The organism is uncultured Rothia sp., assembly GCF_963507905.1.
Classification (GTDB): domain Bacteria; phylum Actinomycetota; class Actinomycetes; order Actinomycetales; family Micrococcaceae; genus Rothia.
This window is the reverse complement of the sequence record NZ_CAUOUU010000013.1, coordinates 15,317-32,170: the sequence shown is the minus strand read 5'-3', so window position 1 is coordinate 32,170 and position 16,854 is coordinate 15,317. Positions and strand designations below refer to the sequence as shown.

General features: G+C 58.2%; 9 protein-coding genes. 2 read left to right on the top strand and 7 right to left on the bottom strand.

Annotated elements, in window-relative coordinates; genetic code table 11:
* Positions 1-34: 34 nt before the first annotated feature.
* From RQ593_RS08010 to RQ593_RS07980, 7 genes are all read right to left on the bottom strand, one after another.
* Positions 35-1,636, bottom strand: a complete 1,602-nt coding sequence (locus RQ593_RS08010; RefSeq protein WP_080973386.1) for a glycosyl hydrolase family 28-related protein — start codon at positions 1,634-1,636, stop codon at positions 35-37.
* Positions 1,637-2,010: 374 nt separating this feature from the next.
* Positions 2,011-3,303, bottom strand: coding sequence for an adenylosuccinate synthase (locus RQ593_RS08005; protein ID WP_012904286.1), 1,293 nt, complete (start codon positions 3,301-3,303; stop codon positions 2,011-2,013).
* 236 nt (positions 3,304-3,539) lie between these two features.
* Complete coding sequence (locus RQ593_RS08000) at positions 3,540-4,010, bottom strand: DUF4870 domain-containing protein (protein ID WP_012904287.1); 471 nt, start codon at positions 4,008-4,010, stop codon at positions 3,540-3,542.
* A gap of 294 nt (positions 4,011-4,304) precedes the next feature.
* Positions 4,305-5,426: a pyruvate ferredoxin oxidoreductase gene (locus RQ593_RS07995; protein ID WP_311450274.1), complete on the bottom strand. Its 1,122-nt coding sequence runs from the start codon at positions 5,424-5,426 to the stop codon at positions 4,305-4,307.
* Positions 5,427-5,609: 183 nt separating this feature from the next.
* Entirely contained in the window at positions 5,610-6,560 is a 951-nt protein-coding gene (locus RQ593_RS07990; protein WP_070687189.1) for a hypothetical protein, read from the bottom strand.
* Between the two features lie 116 nt (positions 6,561-6,676).
* Positions 6,677-7,492, bottom strand: a complete 816-nt coding sequence (locus RQ593_RS07985; RefSeq protein ID WP_311450273.1) for a type VI secretion protein — start codon at positions 7,490-7,492, stop codon at positions 6,677-6,679.
* On the bottom strand, positions 7,489-8,127 hold the full coding sequence (locus RQ593_RS07980) for a hypothetical protein (protein WP_311450272.1): 639 nt from the start codon (positions 8,125-8,127) through the stop codon (positions 7,489-7,491). Before RQ593_RS07980 ends, RQ593_RS07985 begins: the two co-directional genes overlap by 4 nt.
* Positions 8,128-8,491: 364 nt before the next feature.
* Here RQ593_RS07980 and RQ593_RS07975 point away from each other — a divergent pair, with 364 nt between their 5' ends.
* Positions 8,492-12,439 carry a S8 family serine peptidase gene (locus RQ593_RS07975; protein ID WP_397545903.1) on the top strand — a complete coding sequence of 1,316 codons (3,948 nt, stop codon included), beginning with the start codon at positions 8,492-8,494 and terminating at the stop codon, positions 12,437-12,439.
* 245 nt (positions 12,440-12,684) lie between these two features.
* Entirely contained in the window at positions 12,685-16,671 is a 3,987-nt protein-coding gene (locus tag RQ593_RS07970) for a S8 family serine peptidase (RefSeq protein WP_311450270.1), read from the top strand.
* Positions 16,672-16,854 lie beyond the last annotated feature (183 nt).

The window sequence follows — 16,854 nt, the reverse complement described above, 5'->3', positions numbered from 1 at the left end:
ATACTGATATTGATATAGAGCCCCAAATTTTTATTTAAAATTCCACAGAATTAGATTCATAAATACCGCGACTGTAATTAGAATTTTTGTCAAAATATTTCCGGTTTTTCTTGGATTCTTCTTCAATGTCATACATTCCATACCGCATAACAAAGTTATTAATCGTGACATCCATATACCCTGCACGCCACGGGCCAAAGTGAACTTTCCATGAGTAATTATCTGGATGCTTCTTACGATGCTCATCGTAGGCATCACCACCAACTACCACAATATCCCTACAATTTTGCTCAAAGTAGAAGCCCCACCGTGCAGCACGTACATCTTTCTCCGCTTTTACAGCACCATCACCTACCTTATGAGGATTATCGGAACGTGGAGCGATGAACTTACATTCATGCGACCAATTGCTAATGTACCAATTGGCTGCTTGATTATTTTGAGCTTGACCATGAACTGTATCGAAGTAGCTGGACGATTCGCCAATGCAACCATCAAAGATATTACGCTCAAAATCACTTACCCAGCCATGACCCCCATTTTCTTGAGCAGTGCATCCGATAAACATATTACGACTTGCCGCAACATACCAGCCTGCACCAGCCTTACCTGCATATGCGTAATGTGGCTTCCCCTCCTGGCGCGACTGATACAGCGATTCTCCAGACGAATACCGGTGGTTATACCAACTCGTTGACTGTGAAAACTTACACTGCGAAGCGTAGACCTCAATGCCGGCATAATTCCTGCCACACTTGTTGGCATCGGATACATCCAACATACTGAACTTATTATCAGCTGCACCGATACCATCCACATTAATTGCCTTATGACCAATAGGTTTACCCACAAGGAATCCCTGCCTCCATGTCATACGCACGCGAATGTCATGGACCTTCATCGCACGGTCATGGAGACCCAAAATAGCAACTCCCATATCTGTATCCCAGATTTCAAGGTTCTCTAGTGTTGCAACTGCTTCAGGCTCAGGCCGATAGTTTTTATTTGCATAGTACGTATGCAAAATAACTCCCGCCACACCCTTCATAATGGGAGTGTGCCGAGCCCGACTATAAGGGTCATCCCGATTTAGACGGACATTATCAGCATTCGTACGAATAACTAAATCACGAACCCCAAAACGCATAGGGGCCTCAGAGAACCACTGATTGGCCCCCTTATCACCTGGCTTTGGCTTTTCCGGTCCAGCAACAAGGTAAGATCCAACGTGGAAAACACCAACACACTCCGCTTCGTCTTCGTCCTTCTGCACTAGGTCACCGCCAGGATGAGCAATAATCTGTGTGGCCTTACCATGCCCAAAGATTTCAACCCGGTCAAGTAGCTGAATAAAAGGAGCACTGACCCTGTACTTTCCAGCAGGAATTTCTAGAGCTCCACCTCCAGCTGAAGCCAAAGTCCTTACTGCATCATTAATGGCCTGAGTACAATCTTGAGACCCATCAGCTTTCACCTGCGGATTACTCAGGAGATTAATGTAGTTTTTCGTGTGATTTTGCGGAGTAATTCCACCTTGAACTTCATCAGCATGCGCATCAGCATATACCATTGCTGAGGCAAACGGAACTGACAATGCGGCGCCAGCAATCATTGAGCGGCGCGATAATGCAGACATCGCTGTCTCCAATCGTGTTGAGTGAGAATATTAAATGCATCCAGCGCATAAGTATTTTATGACGCATTAGCACTTAAATCCTGTATACCGATGCGGTATATCTTGGATGATTTAATCTTATCACTCACGCGAAATAAATTTTATCCATATTTATGGTTTTTGGATTTATTCATTTAAAGATAAACCTCATATTAGATAATTATTTAACCCTGACTACAGAAAAGTCTACTCATTACTATAAGCATTTATCAACGTCAGAATGACACTAATTCAAAATAGTGCCCTAAATAAGACAGTATGTTACAAATTATCGCAGCTAAAAGGACCCCCGATGAGGCATTCAAAGCCTCACCAGGGGTCCTTCTCGTCAGTTTTTAGTCTTCGTTGATGAGGTCGCGAACCACAATGGTCTGGTCGCGGTCCGGGCCCACACCAATCGCGGAGATACGGCAACCAGAAATCTCTTCCAGCTTCAGCACGTACTTGCGGGCGTTCTCGGGCAGCTCATCCAGGCTCTTCGCATCCGAAATGTTCTCGGTCCAGCCGTCGTAGTACTCGAAAATCGGCTTAGCGTGGTGGAACTCGGTCTGAGTCATCGGCATCTCGTCGTGGCGCACACCGTCAACATCGTAAGCCACGCAGACCGGGATCTTATCCAGGCCGGTCAGAACGTCCAGCTTGGTGATGAACAGGTCGGTGAAACCGTTGATGCGCACAGCCTGACGCGCCAGCACGGCGTCGTACCAGCCGCAACGACGCGGACGGCCAGTGTTCACGCCGAACTCGCCGCCGGTGGTGCGCAGGAACTCGCCCATCTCATCGAACAGCTCGGTCGGGAAGGGGCCAGCACCCACGCGGGTGGTGTACGCCTTCTGAATACCAATCACACGGGAGATGCGGGTCGGGCCCACACCCGAACCGACGCACGCGCCGCCGGAGGTCGGGTTGGAGGAGGTCACGAACGGGTAGGTGCCGTGGTCAACGTCCAGGAAGGTTGCCTGGCCGCCCTCCATCAGCAGGGTCTTACCCTCGTCCAGTGCCTTGTTCAGCAGCTGGGTGGTGTCCACAATCATCGGCTTCAGACGCTCGGCGTAAGACATGAAGTACTCGACGATCTCGTCAACCTCAACGTGGCGGCGGTTGTAGACCTTCACCAGCAGTTCGTTCTTCTGGCGCAGTGCGCCTTCAACCTTCTGACGCAGGATCGACTCGTCCAGGATGTCCTGAACACGGATGCCGAGGCGGCCAACCTTATCCATGTAGGTCGGGCCGATACCGCGGCCGGTGGTGCCGATAGCACGCTTGCCGAGGAAACGCTCGGTCACCTTGTCCATGGTCTGGTGGTAGGGTGCAACCAGGTGTGCGTTAGCGGAAATCTTCAGGCGGGAGGTGTCAGCGCCGCGGGCCTCAAGGCCGTCAATCTCAGCGAAAAGAGCCTCGGGGTTAACAACCACGCCGTTACCAATCACGGGGACGGCGTTATCGCTCAGAATACCCGCGGGCAGCAGCTTCAGCTCAAACTTCTGGCCGTTCACCACCACGGTGTGACCGGCGTTGTTACCGCCGTTGGGCTTGACCACGTAGTCTACGCGGGGGCCGAGCAGGTCGGTTGCCTTACCCTTACCCTCATCGCCCCACTGGGCGCCCACAATCACGACAGCTGACATTTTTGTGCTCCTTGAAAGCTTTGAAGATACGCACCGGATTTCACGGCGCGGCGGCGACCTACCGCCTCATGACCCGGGTAGGCACACCTCTTCTAATGATACCGTGCCCGCCCCTTTAAGTCCCGTGTGACGGGGCGGTAGGCGTGCCGGGTACAGTGCTAATGAGCCTCACCGGGCACGGCAACGCCCCCATCCGATATTTGGACGGGGGCGCTACCGGTATGAGCTTATGAAGACTACTTGATGATCTCGATGAAGGTCATCGGGTAGGTGTACTGCTCACCGCGGTTTGCGGCCAGAGCAGCCAGGCTGTGGAAGATAACCATCAGGATAGCCACAACCATCGGGACGACCCACAGGATGATGCCCAGGATGCCGAAGGTCAGAATAATCAGCAGCCAGGAAGCCATGCTGATGACCCACAGGGAGAAGTTGAAGTTGAACGCGCGGCGGGATGCTTCCTTAGTGAAGGAGTAACCGGGCTTGTCCTTGTAGATGAACCACATGACCAGCGGCGCGAGAATACTTGCGGATGCGAAGGACAGCAGAGACAGAATTGCAGAAGCCAGGTGCGCGAGCATCGCCATGTTCTGGTCGTCCTTGGAGGAGACTACGTAACCGTTGGGCTGCTGACCCGGCGCCTGCGAGTAGGAGGGTGCCTGCTGGGAGTACTGGTTGTACTGTTCAGGGTTCGGGTTCTGGGACATCGTTCTTTTCCTTAATCTATCGATGAGTGGATACAGCTAATTGTTGAGGTGCGGCTAATCATTGAGGCGCGACGGCAGGCTAACTTGCCGTTTTCGGCGGGTGCCCGCCTCGCTCTGCCAGGTCGCAGCGCTCGTGATGGTTTCACCCTATCAAGGCAAGGTAAATGGAATATTAACCCTCGCCGGATAACAGGCGAAGAAACCCGAATATGACAAGAAAAAGACGCCCTGCCCCTCCACACGGTGTTACGTGCGTGGAGGGGCATGGCGTTATACGGTGTGGATTGGCCGAGGTTAGTCCTGTTTCTCTACACCGGGTGAGCCAGGATGCGCGGCGGGCTTATGTAGCGCGGCAGGCTCGCGCTGCGCTGCAGGCTCATGCTGTGCTGCAGGCTCATGCTGTGCTGCAGGCTCATGCTGTGCTGCAGGCTCATGCTGTGCTGCAGACTCGCGTAGCTTTGCGCGTTCCTGCCTTTTCAGCGCCTCATACTCATCGAAAAAACCCTGTTTCTTCGTGTATCCGTTGATGCCCGTGTAGTCGTCCGGCAGACGGTTGTACACCAGGTAGTACCAGAATTCGGCATGTGTCGTCTTTGTTTTCTGGATGAGTTCCCTCAGCCGGTTCTTATGCTTCACCGCCTGAACAATACCTACAATCCACAGGATTGGCACCACAAAAAATGAGCCGAGACCGATAGTGATGAAGAAGAGCAGCATCGACATGCCGGCGCTACTATCGAACATACTCACCAAAGGAACCAGCACAAACGGGTTCAGTATCAGTAGGACAATAAGCACGGTCTTCCAGAAGGTGCGCTGACTTTCGATCTCTTCAATGTTGGAGCCAGCCAACGGATTATTGATGGGGACGTAGCCCACCGGTTGCAGCTCGGCTGCTCGTGAAGTGGGGTTCTCCTCAATCTTGACCGGGTTCAGGTGGGTAGCGCACGCCTGCATGGGCGCGGAGGATTCAAGCGAGCGGTCCAGCAGGCGCATTTCGATAAGTTCCGAGTCGGGGATGCCGAAGAAAGGCTCCGGGATGACCGGCAGAATAGCGCCCGGTTGCAGACCGAGGTGTTCCAGCCGAACGTACTCGCCGTAGGCGTGCGTTGCCTGAGCCTGCTCTTGCTGAGCCTGTTCAGTGGAGGCGAGCGCTACCGGGTGGTTCGCCTCGTCGTCCTTGCGAGATTCGTGAGTATCTTCCGGGGTGTCTTCTGAGGTGTCTTCCGGTTCGTTGCTACCGTCGGAGTCTTCGCTGTCGGAGGCTTCGTGCAGCTCAACGTCTTCATTTTTCTGCGTCTGCTCGCCCATGAGTAGCGCCATGTATTCCGGGATGGACTGGTCGGTGTCCCAGAGGGGCTGGTACGCCTCGTCCTTCTTTGCAGCTTCCTTCTTTTCAGTGAGTCGGTCTGCCATGGTCGTCTCCTTCGCTTACCAGACATACTCCTAGCGGCACCACCGTACCAGCGTGCGCTGGGCAGTCCCTTGAAACCTGCCCGATAAAAGCTGAGAAAAATCCCCCGACAAGCGCCAACACGCACGTGTTAACACTGCCGGGGGTTCAGCGCTACCGGAGTCCAGGGGCTCACGGGAAGTCGACTACGATGCATCCGCTGAGTTTGGAACAGGGCTTGAGGTAGGGCTCTGGGCACTCAGCGGCTGAGGGGCTGGCGCCACGGAAGACATCGAAGACGCCGCGCCCAGGATTCCCTGCATCTCCTCGGCATCCCTAGGCAGGCGGTCATACACCAGGTAGAACCAGAACGACCCGAGAGGCATGGCCTTCCATTTCAGCGCTCGGTACTTTCGGCTCACTCGGATCAGCGCAAAAATCAGCGCACCAGCCCACAAGAACAGGGGAAGACCAAACGTTGCCAGAGAAAATATCAGGAAGAAATAGTAAACAAACCCGCCGAAGCGAGGGTCCTCTGTAACGGTAGCCAGCAGAAGATAAGTCAGGGGATTAAACACCACACCCACGAAGAAGAGCACTATGAACTCAGGCCAGGCTTTCCACCATAAGTCTGATACACGCACCTTGCCCGCAAGTGGGGTCGCTGAGATATACCCGATGGGTCGCGGTGTACCCACTACTTTCCCCTCCTGCCAGGTAGGAAACACACTTGGCACCTGCTGGTTTGCAGATGCGCCAGTATCCGTGCCCATGGGGGACATTCGGCGCATCGTGGGGCCCGGGCGGCCATACAGCGGTCGATTCAGCACCGGGTACCCCTCCGCCGAAGGGAAAAAATTCGCCGCCGGCACAGACGGCGCAGGAGCAGAAACCGCCAGAGCTGGCACCGCAGAATCAGGTGCTGCAGGAACCGCGGAGTCAGCAGGGGCGGATGCAGAACGAGCCTTCTGTATTTCCAGAACCTCCCTCACTGGCTCGGGAATCTCCCCGGTTGGTGCGGGAACGGGTGTTCCGTGAAGCAGCAAAGCCGAGTAATCGGGGGCGGGCTGCTCCATATCCCACAGCGGCTGATACTCACTACCGCTCTTCTCGGTTGGGTTCTGAGGGTTTTTCGGTGCTTCGCTATGCTCCGCCACGGTGACCTCCTCCAATGCTTGTCTGCTGTTATGTGTCTGTTGTGTTGTCTACATTGTGTGTTCGGTGCGTGGGGGCTCAATCCCGCAGCTGTTCTTTGAGCCAGTGGCTAGTCTGCTTAAGCCTCATTCGCTTCGGCAAGCCGCGCAATACTCATAATCCACACCACAAACCAGATAATGCCGGGAATCCCCATGAGCCCTGCGCTCACCTGATTCACCGCCATAAAGAGACCTGCGACGAGTTCTCCCCGCCCGAACAGAGCGGTGACAGAGAGAATCGCCGCCGCAATATAGGGGTTCAGCACGGAAACTCCCAAGAACAGAAGCCATGCCTTCTGCTTCTGGAACGAAGTGGGCGGGGGGCCAGGGTCCATCACCGGTTGGTCGATATCACCATAACGAAGTGAATCGTCGCCCTCCTGGCTTCCTTCAGAGGAGGAGGTGTACTCGTACACCAACCGGAACTTGATTCTTTCCTCGGTCTCGCGCTTACCGGTGGATTTCACCATCACAGCGAAGAAGTTGATAACAGCCCACAGGGAGAAGAGGAACAGCACCAACGGAAGAATGCCGAAGCTCAGCATCGAAAATCCTACGCCTGCCCCAAAAAGAGATACCAGGGTTTCTTCGCCCAGGATAGGACCTCCCAGGATATAGACGAATGGATCCGCCACGATAGCCAACGCCAGGTACGCCAGCGCCTCCTTCCCAGCTCTCTCTGAACTCGGCTTACGGTAAGGAACCGACACGGGGCTGTACCCGACCAGTTCACCGCCGTGCTCCTCCGGCAATTCTTCCTCGGGGAGAGTCTCTTGAACGTCATCCGCGTGGATGTGCATCAGCTGCGGGTTGGGGTAGCCGTAATACACCTGCGGTGCAATCTTCAAAACACGCTGACCAGGGGAAGCGGGCTGATTCTTATCGGCGGTCATGATTCCTCCTCAGGGTGCGACTCAAGGATGCGGTGCAGCAATGCCTCAGCTGAGCTACCGTCAAGCGGGGTGCATTCGTACACCAGCCGGAACTGAAAATCCTGCTGAACCTTGTGCTGCCTAATGAGCAGGCGCGTCGATTCGACAGCATCCCCAACAGCATTTAGAAACTTTCCTACGCAGAGGAGCAGCAACCAGATTTCTGCGACGAGGCCGATAAAGCCCACAAGCAAAATCAGCGGAGGGAAATAAAAGAGCGGAATCAACAAGGCAAAGAAAATCATCGCCGTTTCCTCGTCCACTCCCCTGAAACCCAGGCTGAAAAGTACCGGACTCATCAGCACGAGAAAAAAGACCACCCAGAACACCATCCGAAGCAGCGGCCCCAGTACATACCAGGTGAAGCCGCTCCAGTCTGTGAAGAGGCTCTTCACGTCCAAGGTTTCGGGTGGCTTCTCCACGGGGGCGTAGCCGACCACCTCGCCAATCTGCCAGGCGGATGAGCTGTAGTCGGTGAGGATGCCCTGCACCTCTCCCCTAAGGATGCGTTCCAACCGGGGGCCGGGGCGGCCGTAAACAACCTGGGGCGACATCAGCAGAACGGAATCGTCACCAGAAACGCGTCGCTTGACCATGGTCCGGCCCTCCATATCCCAGCATTTTTGATAGATGTTCAATAGATGGTTTTACAGTAACAACCGAACCTGAAAAGAACCTGAACCCGAGTGCAAATAAAAAGCATGAAAAAGAAAAGGGGCGAACATGTCCATAATTTGATTCATTTAGGGGTAATAAACGCTTCACAAGCCCTTTTGAGGTGTATCCTAGTTCACATCTAGTGTGTTCAAGTTCAACTAGAACCCACCAGAACAACACCACAAGCCTCCCAGAAACACCCCGGGAGCCAAGCAAAGGAGCACCGTGACACACACCGCCTCCCCAAACCCCCGCGGCCGGTCGCATCGACGCCGAATCGGCAGCGGGCTACTCACCCTCAGCATGGCGCTGAGCCCCCTCGCAGCACTGGGCACCACCGCCCACGCCGCAGAAGACCCCGACGCCGTCAAGCAAGTACTCAGCGAAAGCATGAAGAACGCCAGCGGCACCGTCACCGCCTTCGTCCGATTCAAGGGTAAGGGCGCCTTTGAACAGACCCAGCCCGCAGGCGTACGCGCCGGCACGCAGGCACCCGTCAACACCAGCTCGCAGGTGCAGGCAATCGCCTCCCAGGTGCAAAGCCAGGCACAGCAGGTCAGCAGCCAGTCCGGCGCGCAGGTCCTCTACACCACCCACAACGCAGTACGCGGCGTGGCAGTGCGCGGTGACGCCGAGTCCATCAAGGCACTCGCCAACCGCCCCGATGTGGAGAAAATCTCGCCCATCCTGCCCAAGTACCGCCAGAACGCGGGCGCCGCCATTGACGCAGGCTCCCTCGCCACCTGGACCGGCACCACCAACCCCGCCGGCGCGGGCGGATACACCGGCAAGGGCGTGAAGATCGCCGTCATCGACTCCGGTATCGACTACACCCACACCGACTTCGGCGGTAGCGGCAAGCTCGAAGACTACGAGAAGGCATCCAAGCTCACCGAGCTGCCCTCCGCAGACTCCGGGCTCATCAACCGCACCAAGGTTGCTGGCGGCTACGACCTCGTTGGTGACGCCTACGACGGCACCAACACCGCAACCCCCGACGGCAACCCGCTCGACTGCACCACCGGCGGCCACGGCACCCACGTGGCGGGCACCGCGGCAGGCTACGGCGTGAACGCCGACGGCACCACCTTCACCGGCGACTACAGCAAGCTCACCGCAGAGCAGCTCAAGACTATGAAGATCGGCCCCGGCGTCGCCCCCGACGCTGAAATCTACGCCTTCCGCGTCTTTGGTTGCAGCGGCAGCACCAACGTCGTTATTGAGGCGCTCGACCGTGCCCTCGACCCCAACGGCGACGGCGACTTCTCCGACCGCGTGAACGTGGTCAACATGTCCCTCGGCGGCGAGTTCTCCCCGCAGGACGACCCCGAAGCCTACGCCGTTGACGCGCTCACCCGCGCCGGCGTGCTCTCCGTGATCTCCGCGGGTAACGCCAACGACTACAGCCTGCGTGGCGACACCTACTCCAACTCCGGTCACCCCGCCACCGCCTCCAGCGCAATTACCGTGGCGAACGCCTACGGCTCCACCCGCGCCGTGGATGCGGCCGAGCTGACCGACCCCGCCACCGGCACCACCCGCAAGGTACGCGGCGACTACAGCGTCTCCTACCCCTGGGCACAGGCGGGCAGCAAGGAGTTCACCGGTGAACTCACCGCAATCTCCGAGAACAACCGCTACGCCTGCAACGCCCTCAGCGCCGACGAAGCGGCAGCTGTAAAGGGCAAGTGGGTGCTCATCGACTGGGCTAAAGATGACGGTGAACTCGCCTGCGGCTCCAAGGTGCGCTTCGACAACCTGGAGGCGGCAGGCGCCAAGGGCGTACTGCTTGCAGGCCACGACGAGGAGCCCGGCCTGGGCATCGCCGGTAACGATACCCTGCCCGGTTTCCGCCTGGCAGCATCCGCCGCTAAGGACCTGCGTGCACAGATCACCGCGGCAGAAGCGGCAGGTAAGCCCCTGACCGTGCGCCTCGGCAACGAGCTGAAGTCCTCCCTGCGCGTGGACACCGGCAAGCTGGATCAGCTGAACCCCATGAGTGCCCGCGGCTTCCACGGTAGCTACGGCTACACCAAGCCCGACATTGCGGCACCCGGCTCGTACATCACCTCCGCGGCGGTAGCGACCGGTAACAACTCCGTGACCTTCAGCGGCACCTCCATGGCGGCGCCCTACGTGACCGGCTCCGCGGCCCTGGTCATGCAGAGCCACCCGAGCTACACCCCCGCACAGGTCAAGTCCGCCCTCATGAACACCGCAACCCACGATGTGCGCACCGAATCCGGTGCCGCATACGCGGTGGACCGTGTGGGCGCCGGACGAGTCGACACCCTCGCTGCCGTGCAGTCGAAGTCCCTCGTCTACAACGCTGACAAGAGCGGCACCGTGTCTCTGAGCTTCGGTGTGCTCGAGTACGCACCGGATGCTGGCGTTCAGACCCTCACCCGCGAGGTGACGGTCGAGAACACCGACTCCGTAGCACACACCTACGCCCTGTCCTACGCTGAAAGCACTAATATTCCCGGTGTGGAATATTCCTTCCCCTCTTCGGTCACCCTCGCACCCGGTGAGACCAAGAAGTTCGAACTGAGCGTGCGCATCGACCCGTCTAAGCTGGAGAAGACCCGCGACGCGGCAATGGACGTAACCCAGAACGCAACTGACTACTACACCGGCAACGAAACCGTTCCCGCACAGTACCGTCAGTACATTGCGAGCGCCTCCGGTCGCCTCGTCCTCACCGAGGACGGCACCAAGGCACTGCGCCTGCCCGTTCACGTGGCACCCAAGCCCGTGAGCACCATGCACGCTGCCGAAGACAACGTCACCTTCACCCAGAAGCCCTCCAGCGACGAGGCTCAGAAGGCAAACACCGGCTGGACCAAGTCCCAGATCTCGCTGCGCGGCACCGAGGTCAACCAGGGCGGCTACCGCTCCCTGCTCGGCGCCTTCGAGTACGGTGCGAGCGTGGACCGTGTGGCTCCCACCTCCCTGTCGCTGAACAGCAACGTTAAGGCGAACCTGCAGTACGTCGGTGCTTCCTCGGATGCACCCGCGCTGAAGGCAGCCGGCGGCAACGCTGATGACGGCACCCTGCGCTTCGGTATCTCCACCTGGGCGAACTGGGATGTTGTCTCCTACGAGAACACCTTCACCGTAGAAATCGACACTGACGGCAACAACCGCGCCGACTACAAGCTGGTCACCGACCGCGCTAAGGGCCTGGACTACCCGCTGGTTCGCCTCTACGGCTACAAGAACGGCAACCTCGTCGAGCTTGGCTACTACCCGCTCAACGGTGCCTGGGGTGATGTGGACACCAACATGATGGACACCAACACCCTCATCATGAGCGCACCCCTCAAGGACCTGGGCCTGACCAGCGCAAACAACCCGGACATCCAGTACCGAGTCAGCGCAACCACCCAGTACGAGTGGGGTAACGTCAGCGAAACCGGCTGGATCAAGTACCGCCCCTTCAGCCCCAAGCTGTGGTTCAGCGGCGACTCCTCCGCCGTGGCTGGCCTCTTCCCGGATGCCTCCAGCACCACCTTGACGGCGCACCGCTCCGCTGACGCAATCCCCGCGCTCGGTGAATCCGGCGCACCCGCCAAGGCGCTGCTGCTGCACCTGCACAACGGCACCGGCGACCTCTCCGGCACCAACGGCGCCAAGGGTAACCGCGCCGAGGTACTGAGCATCAAGGAGCAGCAGACCGAGTACATTACTCCGTCCCGCTTCACCGATGTGAAGCGCGGCGACCAGTTCTACACTGAGATTTCTTGGTTGGCTCAGCGCAGCATCACCACCGGCTACCCGGACGGCACCTACCGCCCGCTGGAGTCCGTGGAACGTGGCGCAATGGCGGCGTTCTTCTACCGCATGCAGGGTTCCCCGCAGTTCACTGCCCCCTCCACTCCGAGCTTCAAGGATGTGCCCACCACGCACCCCTTCTACAAGGAGATTGAGTGGATGAAGGCTCAGGGCATCACCACCGGCTACTCGGACGGCACGTTCCGCCCCTCCGCACCGGTGAACCGTGACGCCATGGCTGCGTTCTTCTACCGTGCAGCGGGTTCCCCGCACGTGGATCTGCCCACGACCAGCCACTTCAGCGATGTGTCTACCGATAACCAGTTCTACCGTGAAATCACGTGGCTGGCTTCGAAGGGCATCAGCACCGGCTGGCCGGACGGCACCTACCGCCCGGTGACCCCCATTGCCCGCGACGCAATGGCGGCGTTCATCTACCGCTACACCGAGAAGGTCGCTAACCAGGCAGGCCGCTAGACGGTAGCTAACCGGTAGCGAACATTTCGGGTCCCCTCCCACCTCCTGCATGGGGTGGGAGGGGTACCCAGAACCGACAGGCTCTGGGGCCTGAAGACCCCGGAACCTCTCAAGTTTTGGTGGCGGTTTCACCGGCGGATGCACTCACTCGTCGTCTGCCGGTGGGGCCGCCTCCGCACATCACCGATACATAACCACAGAGCACACAGCACTATCGAAAAACAGAAAATCCGAAGGAGGATTCCATGACAACGCCTCATGCGCCACGCCGCAGAATGAAGGCTGTCGGTGCGACCGGTTTGAGTGCGGCTCTTGCCCTTACTCTCGGCGTTCCCGCCACTTTCTCTGCAGCTCACGCTCAGAGCCCCCAGCAGGTCGAAGGAAGCACTGCGAGCGCATCCGGTGACGCTGCCTCGCGTATCAGCCCGGGCCTGCAGAAGGCTGAAGGCCAAATCACCGTGTATGTGCAGTTCAAGGGCAAGGGCGCGTATGAGCAGACCCAGTCCGCGGCTGTTCTGGCACGTAAGGAGGCGCCGGCGAACCGTCAGGCGCAGGTGCAGGCTATTGCAGCCCAGGTGCAGTCGCAGGCTCAGTCTGTGGCGGCTGCTTCTGGCGCGAAGCTGATGTACACCACGCATAATGCGATGCGTGGTGCGGCGATTACTGGTGATGCTGCGCAGATTCGTGCGTTGGCGGAGCGCCCGGATGTGGAGCGTATTTCGCCGATTATCGCGAAGGAGCGTATGAACTCCGGTAGCGAGATTGATACGAAGACTCTTGCCACGTGGACTCGTGAGAATACGGGGTACACGGGTAAGGGCGTGAAGATTGCGGTTGTTGACTCCGGTGTTGACTATACGCACGCTGATTTTGGTGGCCCCGGTACGGTGGATTCGTACCTGAAGGCTAAGGCGATGACGGAGCTTCCGTCCGCTGATTCGGGTCTGATTGATCGTAATAAGTTCATTGGCGGCATTGACTTGGTCGGTGATGACTACAATGCGTCGGTGGCTGAGAAGTCGACTCCGCAGCCGGATAATAACCCGCTGGATTGCCGCCCGGATGGTTTCGGTTCTGGCGGTCACGGCACGCACGTGGCGGGTACTGCCGCCGGTTATGGTGTGACGGCGAACGGTACGACTTACCGTGGCGATTACAAGAACCTGACGGAGGAGCAGCTGAAGGGCATGTCTATTGGCCCCGGTACTGCTCCTGATGCTCAGATTTTGGCGATTCGTGTGTTCGGTTGCTACGGCAATTCGAGTGTTGTGATGAAGGCGCTCGATACCGTGATGGACCCGAATGGTGACGGTGATTTCTCTGACCGCGCCGATATTGTGAACCTGTCGCTCGGTGGCGAGTTCGCCCCGGCTGACGACCCTGAGTCGTACATGATTAATACGATGGCGCGCCAGGGTGTGTTCACTGTGGCTGCTGCCGGTAACGCCAATAACTACAACGGTGTGGGTGACACCTACTCCGATTCGGGTAGCCCGGCGAATGCTGCTGCGGCGCTGTCGGTGGCGAACGCCTACGGCTCCACTCAGCCGATTGACCGTGCCCGCGTGACCACGAAGACTGGTTTGGAGTGGTTGCAGGGTGATTACTCGGTGAACTTCGATTATTCGAAGGCGTCCGCTGATCAGCTGCGCGGCGAGGTTGTTGCCGCACCGAAGCGTAACCGTTACGCTTGCGAGGCTTTCACCGCTGAAGAGGCGAAGGCTTTGAAGGGTAAGTGGGTTTACTTCGAGTGGGATCAGGACGATTTGACGTTCCCGTGCGGTTCGAAGGTGCGTTTCGATAACGTTCAGGCTGCCGGCGGTGTTGGCGTGGTGATGGCCGGTAAGGCTGAGCGCTACACGATCGGCATTGGTGGTAATGCGACCATTCCGGGTCTGCGTCTGACTGCTTCTTCGACGAAGGACCTGGAGAAGGCTCTGGCAGCCGGTCCGGTGACCGTTGAGATGAACCTGGACTACAAGGCTTCGGGCCGCGGTCCTCACTCGCACGCTTTTGATTTGAATTCCTCGAGCGCTCGCGGTCAGCACGGTTCTGATGGCTTCATTAAGCCTGACCTTGCGGCACCGGGTACTGAGATTGTCTCTGCCGCTGTGGGCACGGGTAATAAGGGTGTTTCCTTCACCGGTACCTCCATGGCGACCCCGCATGTGACCGGTATTGCCGCTCTGGTGATGCAGGCGCATCAGGATTACAACCCGCAGATGATTAAGGCTGCGCTGATGAACGGCGCGTCCACCCCGATTAAGAATGAGCAGGGTGCGCAGTACGCGGTGGATCGTGTGGGTACGGGCATGGTGAATGCTCGCGCAGCCGTGGACGCGAAGGTTATTGCGTACGATGCGAAGACCCCCGAGCGTGTTTCGACCGCGTTTGGTGTGCTGGAGTACACCCCCGATTCGGGTATTCAGACTGTTCAGCGTGAAATCGTGCTGGACAACACCGATTCGCAGGCTCACACCTACACTCTGAGCTACGAGGCAAGCACGACCATCCCGGGTGTGGAGTACTCCTACCCGCAGCAGGTGAGCGTGGGTGCCGGTGAGCGTAAGAACGTAACCGTGACCGTGCGTATTGACCCGTCCAAGCTGGAGAAGACCATGGACCCGGCGATGAGCGCCGACCAGGTTGCTCAGGACTGGACGAGCGGTAAGACTCTGGCTGCTGGTAAGCGTCAGTACATTGCGAGCGCTTCTGGTCGCCTGATTTTCTCGGAGAATGGCCGCGAGGCTATCCGCCAGTCGATTCACGTGGCACCGAAGCCCGTCTCGAAGATGCGCGTTGATGCGTCCCGTATTGATTACAAGAGCGTCTCCGATAAGGAGTCCACGGTGACTCTGCGCGGTACGACCCTGAACCAGGGTGGTTACCGTTCGCTTCTGGGTGCGTTTGAGCTGGGTGCGGTCAGCGACCGTATTCCGTCCGGTCAGCTGAAGCTGCCGTCGAACCAGGCTGTTGACCTGCAGTATGTGGGTGCCGCCTCGGACGCTCCGGCGTTGAAGGCTGCCGGTAAGAACCCGAACGATGGTTCTCTGTTCTTCGGTATTTCGACCTGGGGCACCTGGGATAGCATGCACTGGGGCCGTCAGGTACAGGTGCAGATTGATACGAATAACGACTCCGCCGCAGATTACGTTCTGGAGGTGACCCGCGAGAAGGGTCTGGATTACCCGCTGGTGAAGGTCTGGTCCATCTCCGGTAACGCATCCACCGTGGTGGCTCGCTACCCGCTGAACAACGCCTGGGGCGACACCGACACCAACATCATGGACACCAACACCATGATTCTGGGTGTGCCGCTGAAGGACCTGGGCCTGACCGCTGAGAAGGCTCAGAGCATCAAGTACACGGTACAGACCGACACCTGGCACAACGAGGGTAACTCCTACGTGGACACCACCTCGGCTATCGAGTACTCCCCCTTCAACCCCGGTGTTTGGTTCACCGGTGAGGAGTCGGGCGTGCCCGGCCTGTTCGTGGACCGTGACGGCGGTCAGCTGACCGTTCACCGCAAGAACAACAACAAGGAGCGTCAGGCTCTGTTCCTGCACATGCACAACGCGACCGGTGACCTGAGCGGCCGTAAGACCGCTAACGGTGTTGCCGCTGGCGACCGTGCGCAGGTCGTGAAGGTGGCTCGCACCATCCACGATGCACGTTTCACCGACGTTCCGGCGGATAACCAGTTCTACCGTGAAATCACGTGGATTGCTGCCCGTCAGATTGACCGCGGCTACCAGGACGGCACCTTCCGTCCGCTGAACAACATGGACCGCGGCACCATGGCTGCGTACTTCTACCGTATGAGCGGCTCGCCGCAGTACACCGCACCGTCCACCCCGAGCTTCTCGGATGTTCCGCTCAACCACCCCTACTACAAGGAGATTGAGTGGATGAAGGCTCAGGGCATCACCACCGGCTGGCCCGATGGCACCTACCGCCCCGAGGGTTCGGTGAACCGTGACGCGATGGCTGCATTCTTCTACCGTTACGCGGGTTCGCCCGAGTACACTGCCCCCGCGCAGGCTCGTTTCACGGACGTTCCGACCGACAAGCAGTTCTACCGCGAAATCTCGTGGCTGGCTGAGCAGGGCGTGACCACCGGTTGGCCCGATGGTTCGTTCCGCCCCGTGGAGCCGGTACACCGCGACGCTATGGCGGCGTTCGTGTACCGCTACAGCACGGGTGTGCTGAAGGAAAGCCCTGAAATCTAGGGGCACAGAATCTAAGAACCCTAAATTCTAGGTTTCGTAAGGTTCTACCGCTGTAGGTGCTACCTCAGCAGGTTTCACCGAGGGAGCCGTACCGTTGCAGTTTCTGCGCGGTGCGGCTCCCTTTTTCTGTGGTTGGGTAAGTTTGTATTCCGCGTCATGTTCCGTAATACGAGTCTGACTAGG